The 15421-nt window shown below is 66.6% G+C and carries 14 protein-coding genes and 1 tRNA gene; 3 read left to right on the top strand and 12 right to left on the bottom strand.

Annotated elements, in window-relative coordinates:
• Window positions 1-5: 5 nt before the first annotated feature.
• Window positions 6-80: transfer RNA gene (locus tag ACLBW1_RS10585), tRNA-Thr, on the top strand.
• Window positions 81-298: 218 nt separating this feature from the next.
• A complete protein-coding gene (locus tag ACLBW1_RS10580; RefSeq protein WP_447811786.1) occupies window positions 299-2083 on the top strand; it encodes an FAD-dependent monooxygenase in 1785 nt (594 codons plus the stop codon).
• Between the two features lie 71 nt (window positions 2084-2154).
• Here the strand turns inward: ACLBW1_RS10580 and ACLBW1_RS10575 are convergent, their stop codons facing one another.
• The 11 genes from ACLBW1_RS10575 to ACLBW1_RS10525 all read right to left on the bottom strand — a co-directional run bounded on the left by ACLBW1_RS10575 (window position 2155) and on the right by ACLBW1_RS10525 (window position 13370).
• Window positions 2155-2820, bottom strand: a complete 666-nt coding sequence (locus ACLBW1_RS10575; protein ID WP_447811785.1) for a GntR family transcriptional regulator — start codon at window positions 2818-2820, stop codon at window positions 2155-2157.
• A gap of 65 nt (window positions 2821-2885) precedes the next feature.
• Entirely contained in the window at window positions 2886-4859 is a 1974-nt protein-coding gene (locus ACLBW1_RS10570; protein WP_447811784.1) for an acetoacetate--CoA ligase, read from the bottom strand.
• Window positions 4856-5779 carry a VOC family protein gene (locus ACLBW1_RS10565; RefSeq protein ID WP_447811783.1) on the bottom strand — a complete coding sequence of 308 codons (924 nt, stop codon included), beginning with the start codon at window positions 5777-5779 and terminating at the stop codon, window positions 4856-4858. Before ACLBW1_RS10565 ends, ACLBW1_RS10570 begins: the two co-directional genes overlap by 4 nt.
• 11 nt (window positions 5780-5790) lie before the next feature.
• Complete coding sequence (locus ACLBW1_RS10560; protein WP_447811782.1) at window positions 5791-6654, bottom strand: fumarylacetoacetate hydrolase family protein; 864 nt, start codon at window positions 6652-6654, stop codon at window positions 5791-5793.
• A 251-nt stretch (window positions 6655-6905) separates the two neighbouring features.
• The gene (locus ACLBW1_RS10555) at window positions 6906-7700 is read right to left on the bottom strand and encodes an alpha/beta fold hydrolase (RefSeq protein ID WP_447811781.1); all 795 of its coding nucleotides are present in this window, start codon (window positions 7698-7700) and stop codon (window positions 6906-6908) included.
• A 55-nt stretch (window positions 7701-7755) separates the two neighbouring features.
• Window positions 7756-8466 carry a flavin reductase family protein gene (locus ACLBW1_RS10550; RefSeq protein ID WP_447811780.1) on the bottom strand — a complete coding sequence of 237 codons (711 nt, stop codon included), beginning with the start codon at window positions 8464-8466 and terminating at the stop codon, window positions 7756-7758.
• Window positions 8467-8542: 76 nt separating this feature from the next.
• Window positions 8543-9385 carry an MBL fold metallo-hydrolase gene (locus tag ACLBW1_RS10545; protein WP_447811779.1) on the bottom strand — a complete coding sequence of 281 codons (843 nt, stop codon included), beginning with the start codon at window positions 9383-9385 and terminating at the stop codon, window positions 8543-8545.
• A 12-nt stretch (window positions 9386-9397) separates the two neighbouring features.
• A complete protein-coding gene (locus ACLBW1_RS10540) occupies window positions 9398-10186 on the bottom strand; it encodes an enoyl-CoA hydratase/isomerase family protein (RefSeq protein ID WP_447811778.1) in 789 nt (262 codons plus the stop codon).
• On the bottom strand, window positions 10183-10881 hold the full coding sequence (locus ACLBW1_RS10535; protein WP_447811777.1) for a CoA transferase subunit B: 699 nt from the start codon (window positions 10879-10881) through the stop codon (window positions 10183-10185). Before ACLBW1_RS10535 ends, ACLBW1_RS10540 begins: the two co-directional genes overlap by 4 nt.
• Window positions 10878-11660, bottom strand: a complete 783-nt coding sequence (locus ACLBW1_RS10530) for a CoA transferase subunit A (RefSeq protein ID WP_447811776.1) — start codon at window positions 11658-11660, stop codon at window positions 10878-10880. The genes ACLBW1_RS10535 and ACLBW1_RS10530 overlap by 4 nt, the downstream gene beginning before the upstream one ends.
• Before the next feature lie 6 nt (window positions 11661-11666).
• Window positions 11667-13370 carry a CocE/NonD family hydrolase gene (locus ACLBW1_RS10525; RefSeq protein ID WP_447811775.1) on the bottom strand — a complete coding sequence of 568 codons (1704 nt, stop codon included), beginning with the start codon at window positions 13368-13370 and terminating at the stop codon, window positions 11667-11669.
• Window positions 13371-13601: 231 nt separating this feature from the next.
• On the opposite strand from ACLBW1_RS10525, the gene ACLBW1_RS10520 reads away from it, so the two are divergent.
• Window positions 13602-14204 carry a CGNR zinc finger domain-containing protein gene (locus ACLBW1_RS10520; protein ID WP_447811774.1) on the top strand — a complete coding sequence of 201 codons (603 nt, stop codon included), beginning with the start codon at window positions 13602-13604 and terminating at the stop codon, window positions 14202-14204.
• A 16-nt stretch (window positions 14205-14220) separates the two neighbouring features.
• Here the strand turns inward: ACLBW1_RS10520 and ACLBW1_RS10515 are convergent, their stop codons facing one another.
• Window positions 14221-15420, bottom strand: a complete 1200-nt coding sequence (locus ACLBW1_RS10515) for an alpha/beta fold hydrolase (protein ID WP_447811773.1) — start codon at window positions 15418-15420, stop codon at window positions 14221-14223.
• Between the last annotated feature and the right edge of the window lies 1 nt (window position 15421).

Raw genomic sequence — 15421 nt, 5'->3', positions numbered from 1 at the left:
CATTCGCCTCCTTAGCTCAGTGGTAGAGCACTCGCCTTGTAAGCGAAAGGTCGTCGGTTCAATCCCGACAGGGGGCTCCACCCACCACTGATCGCCTCACCGCCTGTTGCCACCGCAGACTACCCACGCACCGCGATGTCAACACTCCTCGAAATACGCGTCCGCAGAGCGGCTGACGACGACTCCAAGAAAAAACGATATTTTGGTTGCTCGACGATTATCGCTGGGATAGCGTGTGGCCTACACCACATCTGATCACGGATGTGGGCTGTGATGACGTCAGAGATGAGCAAGACCGATGCCTGATATCGAGACCCCAGTACTGATCGTGGGCGCCGGTCCCGCGGGACTGACCACCGCCTTGTCGCTCGCCCGATACGGCGTCGAGTGTGTGGTCGTCGAGAAGTACAGCGGCCCCGCGCACACGCCGCGTGCACACATCGTCAACCAGCGCACGGTGGAGATCTGGCGCCACCTCGGGATCGAAGACCGTCTGCTCGGCGCTGCGACACCGCAGGAGATGATGCGCAACAACCTCTGGGTGACCTCGCTCGACGGGCCCGAGGTGGCGCGATCGGAGACCTGGGGCACGTCGGACGAACGGGCGGCCGAGTATCGGAGCTCCAGCCCGTCCCCGATGGTGAACTGCCCCCAGACGATCTTCGAACCGTTGCTGATCGACGAAGTCGAGAAGTCCGGCGGCGATCTTCGGTTCGACCACGAATTCGAGTCCTTCGCGCAGTCCGAGGACGGCGTCGACAGTGTGATCCGGAACAGGGTGACCGGTGAGACCCTCACGGTCCGATCGCAGTATCTGGTCGGCGCCGACGGAGCGCGCAGCCGCGTGTTCGCGCAAGCGGGACTCACCGTCGACGGCCCGTCTGGACTCGCGCACGCAGCGAACATCTGGTTCCGCGCCGATCTCGGCGAATACCTCGCGCACCGACCCGGTGTGCTCACGTGGAGCGTCACACCCGGCCCGCTCCCGCCGCTGCGGCGCGGCGTGTTGATCTGCCACCGGCCGTTCACCGAGTTCGTCCTGGTCAACATCTACGAGCCGGGCACCGACGATGTCATGGCCGAGAGTCATGAGGAGCTCACGCGTCGAGTCCATGCGTTCATCGGCAACGACCGTACCGATGTCGAGATCCTCGATTGCGCCAGCTGGACGGTGAGCGCACAGGTCGCACAGCGCTATTCGGCCGGCCGGGTCTTCTGTCTCGGCGACGCCGTGCACCGCCACCCGCCGACCAACGGTCTCGGGTTGAACATGTCCACCGCAGATGCGTTCAACCTGGCGTGGAAACTCGCCCTGGTCGTGCAGGGCACAGCGGGCCCGGAACTGTTGGAGACGTACACCACCGAACGTCAGCCGGTCGGCGCGGCCGGGATCGCCCGGGCGATAACCAGTCTCGGTGACGCCGCGGAGATCGATCGTGCTCTCGGTCTCGCTCCGGGTCAGTCGGTCGAGGAGGGCTGGAAAGAGCTCGAGCAGTTGCGCGAACCCGGAGCCGTCGGTGCTCGCAAACGGGAAGACCTGGCCGCCGCGATACGGCTGAGTGACTACCAGTTCAACGCGCACGGTATCGAACTGGGCTATCGGTATGACGAGGGAGCGTTGGCGCCGGAGGGCCCGCAGACGCCCGTCGAGGATGGGCCCGATGCGGTGCTGAACTACACGCCCACCACCCGACCGGGAGCGCGCGTCCCGCACGCTCGGCTCCAACGCGGCACGGATTGCGTCTCGACCCTGGATCTCGTCGAGGGGCTGCACCTGACCCTCTTCACCGGTGTCGGAGGCGAGGGGTGGGTGCAGGCGGCCGCTGCGGCCGAACGCGCCACGGGATTCGCCATCGACGTACACATCATCGGTGCAGAACGTGGACTGGCCGATCCGTACAACGACTGGGCGCGGCGCCGCGAGGTCGATTCCGACGGATGCGTGCTGGTGCGGCCGGATCGCCATGTCGCCTGGCGGTGCGCCCGCATCACCGACACGGCCGCCGACGAGCTCACCAGCGTGGTCGCGCAGTTCCTCGCCCGTGGAGTCCACTCCGGCGAGATGGCCGCGGCTGCAGTCTGATCCGTTACGATCCGACACCCCCGGGTGCGCCACGTCGCGTGCGCCGGGGCGGGCCGCGTCGGCTGCCCAGGCTATTCCGGTGCGTAGGCCAACAGCGCGTCGGATGTCCGCACGATGTGGGCGGTCAGCTCGGCGACCGCCGTGTCCGCGTCATGGGCGAGCGCGGCGTCGAGGATCGCGCGGTGCTCGGTGACGTAGTCGCGGTCGTCATGGGCGAGGGTCGAAGCCCACACGCGGTACAGCTCGGCGCCGTCGCGCAGTGAGTTCGAGATGGACTGTAGCCGTGGGCTGCTGCATCCCGAGAGCAGAGCCTGATGGAAGGCTCGGTGCACCTCGAGCCACGCCGTGGCGATGGAACCATCGGCCTCGTGTGTCGGAGTGCGCTCCATCGTGTGATGCGCCGACACCGAGGCCGATTCCCAGGCGAGACCGCCGTGTTCGATGGCGTCACGCAGCGCCCAGGTCTCGATCTCGACCCGCACCCGGGTGATGTCCCTGAGGTCGTCGCGGGACAGGTCCATCACCGAGAAGCCACGCTGCGGGTTGGCGACGACGAGCTGTTGTTCCGCGAGACGGGTGAGCGCCTCGCGGACCACCGACAGGCTCACACCGAACCTGTTGGCGAGCTGCGCGATTCGCAGACGTACGCCCGGTTCGACACGACCGTTCAAGATGTCGGCGTAGAGCGCGTCGTATACCGCGACGGTCCTGGTCGTCGACTTGCTCTGCACGGTCATGGCCGGACTTTAGCATCGATCATCGATTTTCTCAGGAATGGTCGACCGACGTCGTCGACGTCCGATCAGGCTGTGGCCCTGTCGGGTCTGCTCATCGTGGCGAACTGCTCGAGGGCGCTCGGATCGTCCACCGCAAGCGGGTTCACCACCTCTGAAGGTCTGCGGCCCTGCAGTATTCGTTTCACCGGGACCTCCATCTTCTTTCCGGTCCGGGTGTGCGGGAGAGAGGTGACCACGATGATGTCGTCGGGGACGTGGCGGGGGCTGATCCCGGTCCGGATCGCCTGCCGCACCACGTCGACCGTGTCACCGGTACTCGGAGTGGAATCCGACTCGACGACGAACATGGGCATCCAGTACGCGCCGCCGTCGAGCTCGACCCCCACGACCAGTGCCTCGGAGACCTGTGGCAGTCGTTCGACGACGTCGTAGATCTCGGCGCTGCCGATTCGTACCCCGTGACGATTGATCGTCGCGTCGGAACGCCCGTGCACCACCACACCTCCCCGCGCGGTGATGGTGATGCGGTCCCCGTGGTGCCAGACGCCCGGGTACTTGTCGAAATACGCCGCGCGGTAACGATGACCGCCGGGGTCATCCCAGAATCCGATCGGCATGGACGGCATCGGTCGTACGACGACCATCTCACCTTCCTCGCCGACTCGCGCGACCCCCTGATCGTCGAAGGAGTGCAGCGCGACGCCGAGCATGGGGCCCTGGATCTCGTCTCCGTACACCGGCCGGGTGGGGATTCCGCCGGCGAATGCAGAGCAGATGTCGGTGCCTCCGCTCGCCGACGCCAACCACACATTCGGCAACTGTTCGGCCACCCACCGCGCCGTCGACCGCGGGAGCGGTGATCCGGTGCTCCCGACGGCCCGCAGATGCAACGCGGGTGCCACCTCGGATGGACGTGCGGCGTGCTTGCTCGCCGCGGTCAACGCCGACGCGCTGGTGCCGAGGAAATCGACGTCGAGTTCGGCGGCGATGTTCCACAGTCTGGCCGGCTCGGGCCACGACGGATTGCCGTCGTAGGTCGTTATCGTTGCACCGCAGATCAATCCGGAGATCTGGATGTTCCACACCATCCAACTCGGCGTCGCCAGCCACAGAAACGTCGATCCCGGTCGCACATCGGCGTGCAGCGCGAGGAACTTCGTGTGCTCGAGCACGATTCCGCCGTGCGAGTGCACGATGCCCTTCGGTTTACCCGTGGTCCCGGATGAGAAGAGAACCCACAGGGGATGGCCGAAGTCGACTCGGACGTAGTCGGGGGCCACACCGCGTGCGGTGACATCGTCGAAACGAACTGTGTCGGGCCCGGATTCGGGGATCCCGAGACCCACGTTGTCGATCCACACGATCGCTTCCACCGAGTCGAGCAGGGCGTGCAGGCGCGTGGCCTCCGCTCGTCGGTCGTGGGTCCTGCCGCCGTAGAGATAGCCGTCCGCGGCGATGAGGATGCGGGGCTTCAGCGGGCCGAAACGATCCTGTGCGCCTTCTGCGGAGTACTCCTGTGCACACGAAGCCCAGGTCGCACCCACCGAGGCACAGGCGAGCATCGCCACGACTGCGTCGGCGACGTTCGGCACGTAGGCCACCACGGTGTCCCCGGGCTCGATGCCCTGCGCGCGCAACCATCGCCCGAGTGCACCGACCTTGCCCCGAAGGGCTTCGGAGGTCAGTTCTGTGCGGACCCCCTGTTCGTTCAGTGACCGGATGGCGATTCGAGGAGATGTGTTCTCGAGTGCACATGCTGCGTAGTTGGTCGTCGAACCGGTGAACCAGGAGGTCGCAGCCATGCCGGTGGTGTGGTCCACGGCGACATCCGGTTCGCTGATGTCGAGGTGGAAGAAGTCGCGGATCGAGGTCCAGAAGTCGCCGACCTCGGTGACCGACCACCTCCACAGATCGTCGTAATCAGAGACGGTGCGTCCGGTTCGACCGGCGACGAATTCGCTGAACCGGTTGAGGAGCGAGTTGTCGGCGAACTCCGCTGTCGGCGTCCACAGGGGCTCTTCGGAGTCGGCGCGCGTCATGAGGATTCATGCGCCCCGGTCATGTGAGCAGCGAGGTCCTCCGGCATCACGAACGACGGTGGAGGCGGGGGACCCCAGTTGAACAGACTCTTCGCCGGCTCCCACACACCGGGCGTCCACAGCGCGTCGTCGACGATGCAGTCGATGTCGGAGTAGTACTCGGAGAAGTTTCCGGCGGGGTCTTTGAGATACCAGAAGAAATTCGATCCGACATGATGACGTCCGAGACCCCAGATGTGTCGTTCCGGGTGGTCCTCGAGCATCGCCATCGCGCCGCGCCCGATCTGGTCCACATCATCGACCTCCCACGACGTGTGGTGGAGGAAGTTGACCGGCGACTGCTGGACGAGCACGTTGTGGTGATCGGTGGAGCAACGCATGAAGGCCGCCAGCGAAGGGACCACATCACTGATCTTGAAGCCCAGGCCCTCGGTGAAGAACCGCTGGGTCGCAGCCTGGTCGGTCGATCCGATCACCACATGACCGAGCTTGTGTGGCCTGACGCGATCCGCGCGTTGGAGGCCGGGCGCACGATTCGTGCCGCGGTCGACGCGTCCGGGTCCGTTGTACGGGGTTGCGGGAACGATCGTCTGTCGCAGGTGCGGCATGACCTCGACCACGGCTTTGAACTGCGCAATCGGTTCGTACGCCTCCACACGTCCGGGACCCACCTGAGTATCCAGCCCCAGCTTGCCGAGTCGGGATGCGATGTCGTCGATGTCGTCCTGATCGTCGGCGCCGATGGAGATCTCGACAACCTGCCGGCGTGGTGCGTGGACGATACGGAGCTGTTCTCCGCCCTCGAGGGTGGAGAAGCGGTTCTCCCCGGTTCGGGTGAGCCCGAAATCCGAGTAATACGCAGCGGTGGCGTCCACGTTGGGAACGCCGATGGTCACGCTTCCGAGGCGATGAAGTGGCACGGGACTCTTCCTCAGTACTCGGACGGCGGGTAGGGCGTGCCTGCGACACATGTCGATGTGATGGAACCGATGCCTTCCACCCAGGTCTCCAGAACGTCTCCGTCCTTGAGAAAGACGGGTGGCTTGCGGGCCCCCCCGACGCCGGCCGGGGTGCCGGTGAAGATCACGTCGCCGGGGAGCAGCGGCAGGACCGCAGACAGTCTGGAGATGATCTGTGACACCGAGAAGATCAGGTCGTCGGTGCGTGAATCCTGCATGGTCACACCATTGATCGAGCATCCGATCGGGAGGGAGTCGCGGTCGGACAATTCGTCGGCGGTCACCAACCACGGTCCGATCGGCGAGAATCCGGGGAACGACTTGGCGAGACCGAACTGCGGAGCAGGCCCCATGAGCTGTCGGGTCCGCTCTGAGATGTCCTGTCCCACGGCGAGGCCGGCAACGTGGCCCCAGGCTGCGGATTCGGAGACGCGATAGGCGTTCTCGCCGATCACCGCAACCAGCTCCGCCTCGTAATCGACGGTGTCGGTCGGCAATTCGAGCGTGGTGTGCGCTCCGGTCACCGATGAGGGGAACTTGGTGAACACCGACGGCTCGGTCGGCCTGTCGAACCCGGCCTCGCTGGCGTGTCCGGCGTAGTTCAAGCCGATGGCGAACACCTGCTGCGGCGTCGGTGACGGCGCACGCAGCTGTTCGGGATCGATGACGTCGCCGTGAGACGGATCGAGGTTGGCGGCCCAGTCGCCGAACGCGCCCCAGACGGAGAAGATCTCGGCTGGATCCGACGAGAACTCGCCGTTGCTGTGTCGTGCGACGTCGACGGCATGTGTCCCGTCGGTGACCACGGCACGTCCTGCGTGGTTGGCGAATCTCATGGGTTCCCTGTCTGCGAAGTAGGTGCCACCGCGCGCGGCGCCTCGGCTCGATGTGATCCCTCAGGTGTACGGCAGATCACACTACTTTGCAACCAAAAGTCGATTTTTTGTCGCGTGTAACTCATTCTCGGGGCGGCGCGAGACGATCCACGCAATCGGGACTCGGCGGCGCCTGGCCGAAGTGCAGCAGATCGAGACGACACCCGGGGGGTGCCGCCACCGATTCGGCACCGAGGGCGCACGCCGGGGAGTCAGTCCTCCCGCATGTGCAGCCACCGTTCGACGACGTCCCAGGCCTGCGGCCAACCGGCGTCGAGCATCATGTCGTGACCGATTCCCTCGAGATCTCGAGTGGTCGCGCCGTAGCGGCGTGCGGTCGCGCGCGTGGAGCGGATCGGGACGACACGGTCGTCGACACTCGACACCATCAGCACGGGGATCGGTGTCGCCGGCCGTCGCGCCGGCGTGCGCACCAGGAGCTGGAGTTGCACCACCGCCGAGTCCGGGGTCATGTGGGTCATGGCTGCCGCGGACGAGGCCTCATCGAGGCCTCGGAAGAGCATCTCGGGACCGAGATGGAGGGGACGGCCCATGGCGAGGCGCAGCCCCTGGATCGGATCGTTGCGCACCACCGACAGCGCGGTTCGGATCGCCGGGCGATGCGGGATGGTCGCGAGCAGGACTGCCGAGGAGGCCTCGAGTACGGGCAGCGCGTGTTGGACGACCAGACCGCCGAGCGAGTGTCCGACGAGGACGGCCTTTCCGCCGCCGATCGACGATGCGGCCCGGACGGTGTCGGCGACATAGTCGCGCAGCCGTGCCCCCGCGGCGCTGCCCTCACTCCCACCGTGGCCCCGGAAGGACAACGCGTAGGCATCGTGCCCCGCGGCCGCAGCTGCTCCCATCCAGTTGCGCCAACACCATGCACCGTGTGCGAGGCCGTGTACGAACAGCAGCGGTGGACCGGTGGCGACACCGGTCGCCGGTTCGTGCACGAGCTCGATCGCGGGTTGCCCCCCGGTCGAGGGAAGCAGTGTCGTCGTCATGGTCGGGTCTCGATTCGATCGTCCCGCGGTGGGGTCTCGGTGTGGCCGGTGCAGATCAGTCCATGACCGAGCCGGACGGCGACCACGACGTGGTGTCGATCGGCGAGAAGTCCGTGTCCTTGTCGTCGAGTCGCCTCATCCGGGCCCCTCGGCGGGCCTCGAGGATGTGCTCGTCGAGGGGCGTGGTGAACACGTTCTCGACCAGGGTGTACTCGGCCGCCAGGCGGCCGACCGGATTCAGTGCTGCGGTGTCGATACGCCCTCGGTCGAGATAGAGATCGTCGCGGATGTGGAAGCGCTCGACGATCCCGTACACGACGTGATCGTCGAGGTCTCCGATGGGGATGATCCGTTCGAGGGTGCATTCGAAGGAGATCGGAGCGCCGGCGACCCGGGGAGGCCGCACCACCTCGGATGCCTCTTTCTCCAACCCCACGGCATCGAATTCATCGACATCGCTGGGGAATTCGGCTGCAGTCCGATGCATCTGGTGGGCGTGGGGGAGGGACACCAGGTTGGTGCAGAACTCGCCGGTGTCACGGATGTTGACGAACGTGTCCTTGAGGCGGCCGTCGGAGAGGGACTGCATGGACAGCGACACCATCGGTGGTTTGCGGCCGACGGCGGTGAAGAACGAGATGGGTGCCAGATTCGCGACACCATCGGGCGACAGCGTGCTCACCCAGCCGATCGCGCGCGGCAGGATGCTGCCGATCAACAGTTTGTAGGCGGCATCTGCCTCGAGGGTCGACGAGTCGATGATCATCGGTGAGCTCCGTTCGGTGCATTCGTGACAGCGGGTATCAGTGGTGTCGATGGATGGGTACACGCCTCCGGCGGTGTCATCCCTTTGCCGAGCGGGCCGATCCCCAGGCGGCTCCGGGGTTCACCCGATCGGGGTGTTTGTCGAGCAGGCGCTCGTAGAGCTCGAGCGTGGTAGAGGTGGTCGCGACCAGCTCGTCGAAATCCCGTATGTACTGCCGTGTCTGCTCGATGATCTCCGGGGTGTCGCCGCGCTCGGGATTCTTGTGGCCGGCGACGACGGAGACGGGGGCGAGGGAGTCGAGGGTGTCCAACGCGGCCGTCCACGCCTGTCGCCCTTCGGCGGGTGACTCGGCGAGATAGAGATGTACGTCGTTGTATGCCGCGTCGCCTGCGACCACCAGACCGATCGACGGTACGTGCAGGGCGGTGGTGTCGTCGGTGTCGGTGTGGCCGAGTTCGACGATCCGGATCTGCTCTCCCTCGAGCTCGAAGGTGGTGCCCGACACCGCCTCGGGAAGCGCGAGGTGATCGGGGATCTGCCCGGGGAAGCGGGATCGCCAGAACGACTCGACGAACTCCGGCGCGCTCTGTTTCCGCGCGTGGGCGAGCACGGCCGGCGTGGCGATGGCCCGGGCGCCCGGGAAGCGCTCGAGGAGGGTGGAGAGCCCGAACCAGTGGTCACCGTGACCGTGGGTGATGTAGATCGTCGTGAGGTTCTTGCCGCCGGCCGCCACCCAGTCGGCAAGGGCGCGTGCCTGTTCGACGGTCATCGGGGGGTCGACGAGCAGGGCGTCGGACTCTCCGCTGATGAGAGTCGAGGTGATCGGTGACCACCATCGCCGGTCGAGGCCGGGGGGAAGATCGGGGATCGCGGTCGGAATGGAGGGCGCGACGTGGAGCTCGTAGGACAGGGTCGGCATCGTGGGATCCTCTCAGCGGCCTTGGAAGGGCATCGCGGGTCGGGGTGCGCCGGACCGCAGGGCGTCGACCGCCGCGGGAAGCGCGGTGCGGCTGTCGTGGGTCGCGAACAGCGGCAGGGCTATGTCGAACATCGCCTCGTCGGCCGCCGCCACCCCACCGATCGCCCAGGTGCGCAACAGCGCCTTGTGTGCCGCGTGCGCCTTGGTCGGACCCTGTGCGAGTGCGCGGGCGAAAGTGGTTGCAGCGTCCATGAGTTCGTCGTCGGGAACAATTCTGTTGACTATCCCGAAGCGCTCCATCTCGACGGCAGGGACCTGCTGGGAGGTCAGCGCCCACTCCATGGCACGAGCTCGGCCCGCACGTTCGGCGACACGATAGATGCCGCCCAGCAGGGTGACGATGCCGATCGACTGCTCCGAGTGACCGAACCGGGCGCCGGAGCCCGCGAAGATGACGTCGCTGCGCAAGGCCAGTTCGAAGCCGCCACCCGAACACAGGCCCTGCACCGCGGACACGGTCGGCATCGGCAGACGCTCGAACTGGTTGAACGTCCACATGAATGCTTCGAACCTGGTGCGCATCTCGCGCTCGGTCCAGTCCGGCCACGGGTCGATGTCACCGCCGCAACTGAAGTCGGGGCCGTCGGCGTGGAGCAGGACTGCGCGGGCCTCGCTGATCTCGATGGTGTGCAGAGCCTGCCGCAGTTGGTCGTTCATCTCGACACCGATGCGGTTCTGGGGCGGGTTGTGCAGGCGCAGCATCGCGAGTTCGCCCTCGATCGTGCAGCTGAGGTGGGTCATGTCGCTCCCCTTGTCTCGGGTTGGTGGTGGGTCGACCTCCGCGTTCGGGGATCGAGGAGGTTCTCGGCGACGGCCAGACGTGGCTCGGTCACCGCGCAGACGTCGTCGACACCGATCCCCGGGGCCAGCTCGACCAGTCGCAGACCGTCGTCCTCGACATCGATGACCGCGAGATCGGTGATGATGCGGTGTACGACATGGCGACCGGTCAGGGGGAGGGTGCAGTGTCGGACGATCTTGGGTGAGCCGTCCTTGGACACGTGGTCCATCAGCACGACGACCCGCCGAGCGCCGTGCACCAGATCCATCGCCCCGCCCATCCCTTTCACCATCTTCCCGGGAACGATCCAGTTGGCGAGATCGCCCCGTTCGGAGACCTGCATGCCGCCGAGGATGGCCGCGTCGATCTTCCCGCCGCGGATCATGGCGAAACTCGTCGCGGAATCGCAGAACGAGGCGCCCGGCCGCAGCGTGACCGTCTCCTTGCTGGCGTTGACCAGGTCGGGGTCGACGTCGTCGGGCTCGGGGTAGTCGCCGGTGCCGAGCACGCCGTTCTCGGACTGCAGCACCACGTCGATGTCGGGGGGGATGTGGGCGGGCACCCGGGCCGGCGCACCGATACCCAGATTGACGTAGTCGCCGTCGGCGAGTTCCTGCGCGGCACGGGCCGCCATCTGATCTCGCGTCCAGCTCATCGGGCGTCGCTCCGCGTCACACGCTTCTCGATGCGTTTGTCCGCCGCCTGCTCGGCGGTGAGCGCGACGACGCGTTGCACGAACACCCCCGGCAGATGGACCTCGTCGGGCGCGATCTCACCGGGTTCGCAGAGCTGCTCCACCTCGGCGATCGTGACCTGACCCGCCATCGCGCACAGTGGGTTGAAGTTGCGCGCGGATTCCCGGAAGACCAGGTTCCCGTGCCGGTCGCCACGCCAGGCGCGGACCAGGCCGAAGTCCGTCCGGATGCCGGTCTCGAGGACGAACTCGCCCTCGAGCCCATAGCGGGCCGAGCCGAACGGCTTGGTCTCCTTGGCCGGTGACGCGATCGCGACGCCGCCGGTCGAGTCGTATCGCCACGCGAGTCCGCCGTCGGCGACCGAGGTCCCGACACCGGTTCTGGTGTAGAAACCCGCGATCCCGGCGCCGCCGGCACGCAGACGTTCGGCGAGGGTGCCCTGCGGTGTCAGCTCGACCTCGAGTTCGCCTGCGAGATACTGCCGCGCGAACTCCCTGTTCTCCCCGACATACGACGAGGTCATCCGATCGATGCGGTGCTCGCGCAGCAACAGGCCCAGCCCCCAGTCGTCGACACCGCAGTTGTTGGACACGACCTCGAGCCGGCTGACGTCGCGCCGCAGCAGCGCTGCGATCAACACGCTGGGGATCCCGCACAATCCGAATCCGCCCACCGCGAGCGATGCACCGTCACCCACATCGCTGATGGCCTCGTCGGCCGATGTGACGACCTTGTCCACGTCAGCTCACGCATCCCTCGTCGGACGTGGCACGACGGGCAGGACGATCCGTGAGGGGTGCCGGGCGTCGTGCAGGACGGTGAGATCGGCCGCCCGGAGGCTGGTGTCGGTGCCGACCGGTGCACCGGTCCCGGCATTCCGGTCCCACCGCGGGAAGTCGCTCGACGTGATGTGCAGTCGTGGTCGATGACCGCGTCGGAAGACATGGCTGATGTTCCACAGCGGGATCGTGAACTCGTAGGCGGCGCCCGGCTCCAACGGCATCGGGTCGATGAACGATTCGCGGAACTGCCCGCGCACCACACCCTCGGCGAGGTTCTGGACGAAGCCGTCGGGACGGACGTCGGAGAGCACGGCCACGAAGTCCGCGTCCGCGACCGATGTCGTCGCATGCAGATGGACGGTCACCGGCCCGGTGATCTCGAGGTCCTCGGTCAGGTGCGTCCCGGTGTAGACGAGAACATCGGAGCGCGACTGGTTCGGGCGTTGGTCTGCAACTCCGCCACCGACGTATCTGCCCCCCGCGGTGGGGACGGGATCGTCGGGGTCGAATCGATAGGTGTCCGGTGGCTCGTCCGTCGGTGGCTCGACGGTGAGGGTCCCATCGCCGTCGAGCGTGTTCGCCGAACCCGAACTGCGCAGGTGATACGGGGTGTACGCGGTGCGCGCGAGCGGCCACTCCTGCTCGTCCCGCCAGCGGTTCTCACCCATGACGAAGATCCGCACAGGCGGTGTCGGCAGTTCGGTGGAGTCGCTCCGGAGGTGATGGTCGAACCATCGGCGTTCGATGTCCACGAGATCGATCGCGGCCTCGGGACCGAAATCGATGTCACCGGTGCCACCCGAGGTCGGTTGGTTGAACGGCAGTTGATGCGCCCACGGACCCATCATCAGTGCGTGCCCGTCCCGCGCGGCCAGCGCGTTGTCGCGCAGGTCGGAGTAGAACATCGGGGTGTCGCGGTTGGCGATGTCGTACCAGGAACCTATGTGCAACATGGGCACATCGATGTTGAACAGCTGCCGGCTCAGGTCGGTCGCCCACCAGTACGGGCCGTCGGTCGACTGGGTGAGGATGTCGTCGAGGAACGGTGCGCCTGCGCCGAGTCGATCAGCCCAATCACGCAGGGGCAGTCGGCGTAGCGCGTCGTCGGTCAGGGCCGAGAATCGCACCGTCGGATCGGCTTTCAGCTTCGCCAGCTCGTCGATCGCCGCGTGGTCCCCACGGGAGGCGAGCACCGCCTCGGCCATGTTCACGAAATAGCTGAGTGTCCAGCCGAGTTCGAGCGCCCCGCCGTTGTACCAGTAGTTCTCGAACGCCAGCTGATACGCCGACACGGGGATGCAGGTCCGCAGGTGCGGCGGTCGCTGGGTGGCCGCGAGATACTGACTGATCGCCCCGTAGGACTGACCGAACGTCCCGACCGCCCCCGTCGTGCCCGGCAACGTCGCGGCCCATTCGATCGCGTCGTATCCGTCCCGTGCCTCGTAGATGAACGGGTACCAGGCTCCCTCGGACGCGAATCGCCCGCGCGTGTCCTGGACGACCACCACGTAACCGTGCGAGGCGAAGTAGTGGGCTTCGTTGAAATCGTCGGCCAGGTCGTTGACCCGCTTCCCGTACGGTGTGCGCCGCACCAGGATCGGATGATCGCCCGACGTCTCCGGGCGGTAGACATCGGCCCGCAGGACGACACCGTCCCTGGTGGTCATCGACAGGTCATTCTCGCGTACCACTGCGAAAGGGCCTCGCTGCTGTTCCAACAAGCTGCCGCTCGCCACGATGTGATGTCCAATCATTGGGGGTGTCATCGACATAACCATAAGCGCTACACCCATGTCTATGGTTTGGGGATGGGAATCGACTGTCGGTGCCCTACAGACAGAGCCGTACGCGAAACGGTCACCACGCCGTATGGGGTGAATCCGGGTAGGCTCTCGCCCATGACATGGCCCGCGACCGAGCGATACCAGCTGATCGGAGCCCCGGGGGGCCTGGGTTTCGTCCAGGACCTGCTGAACACGAGACCGGTCGGCAAGCCGCGTCAGGCCGATCTCCTCGGTGATCTCGAGAGCACGCAGGAGTGGCTGGATGAGGCGGTGGAGTCGTGGAGCACCGTGACCGAGGCCGGCGAGAACCGAATCGTCCTGGCCGAACGCGATCTCGAGCCATTGCGTGACCTCCGAACCGATCTCCACGCTCTTCTCGCCGCCGGGTCCGACTCGAGTCGCGTTGCGGCGCGGATGAACCCGGCCACGGTGGGCGTGCGGATGCAGTCGGACGGCACGGTGACACTGGAGCCACGCGCAGAGGGTTGGCGGCGCGTCGCCGCGATCGTCCTGATCGAGTCGTTCGTGGCCCAGCACCACGACACCTGGCGCCGATTCAAGATCTGCCGCAACGAGCGGTGCGGCGGGGCCTTCTATGACCGCTCGCGGAACACCAGTGCGGTGTGGCACGACGCGCGCGTGTGCGGGAACGCGGTCAATCTGCGCGCCTCTCGCGCCCGTAGACGCGCGACCGAACCGACGCCCGCCGAGAGCTGAGCGACGGGAGATCCGGCTACGCGCTGGACGAGTCGCCGTCGTGAAAATGGTCGCTCGATATCTCTCCGTCCAATCGGCGACGGAGTTCTCGAGAGAACTTCAGTGCGGCGCCGAGAGGACGGTGATGTATCGCGGCGTGTGCGATGCGACCGTCGGCATCCCTCGTGAGGATGGTGACCCCGAAAAGCTTCTCGCCTCCCCAGGCGGTGGCACTCCACTGGAGGTAGCTGGTGCCGCCGGATTCGGCGTCGGCGGTGAACTCGAGGGAGTCGTAGATCCCACTCGCCACCCCCAATGCGGTTGCGACAGCGGTGCGGCCGCTGAGAGGTCGCGTCAGGACGGTCGCCTCGAGGACGACGTCGTCGGTGAATCCTTCACCGAACCCCTCCGACGACTTCTCCGCGAACGCGGACTTCCAGCCGGAGGTCGGTGCATCGGGCAGGCGACGGGCGAAATCCGACAGCAGGTCGGCCACGCGGCCGGGCTGCTCCACGTGCAGCCAGTGCCCACCCCCGGCCACCACCTCGATCTCGGCGTCGGGAAAGCGTGGCTCGACGACCCCGTGGGCGAGCTCTTCGGTGACGAAGCCGTCGGAACCCCCTCGGATGATGAGTGTCCGGCCGGGAAAGGCCGTCACCTCGGGAGCCGAGCTGTCGCCGTTGTTCCAGAGCTCGACGTAGTTGGCGACCGTCGTCGTGGTCGGCAGTGCGCCGAGGGTGTCGAGCAGATCGAGGTCGTCCGACGTCAGTGCCGGAGACAGCTGTCGGCGCACCTCCCGCTGCATCCCGAGTTGATGCCCCATCGCCTTGAACGGCGCCGCCGCCTCCTCGGGCATGTTCGTGCCGCCCAGGGGAACCGGGCTCAGGAGGACGAGGCCGATGACCTTCTCCGTTCGTCGGGCCGCGGCCAGCTCGGCGATCTGAGCGCCCATCGACTGCCCCACCAGCACGACCGGACCAGCGATGTCGTCGACGACCGTCAGTGCCTCGGTCACGAAGTCGGCGAGGCGCTGTGGGGTGGCATCGTCGACGCGCGACCCCGATCCGGGGAGGTCGTAGGCGAGGGTGTGCACGGTGTCGCCCAGCGCGTCGGTGACGCCGCGCCACACGTCGGCGCTGTCGAGGAAGCCGTGTACGAGAACGAACGTGGGCGTCCCGGCGTCCGCTCCACGGATCAGAGTCCGTGCGCCGTCGAGCAAGTGACGAGTGATGACCATC

It is taken from the genome of Williamsia sp. M5A3_1d (assembly GCF_053345315.1).
The sequence above is the reverse complement of the archived record's forward strand: the minus strand, read 5'-3'. Positions and strand labels throughout refer to the sequence as shown.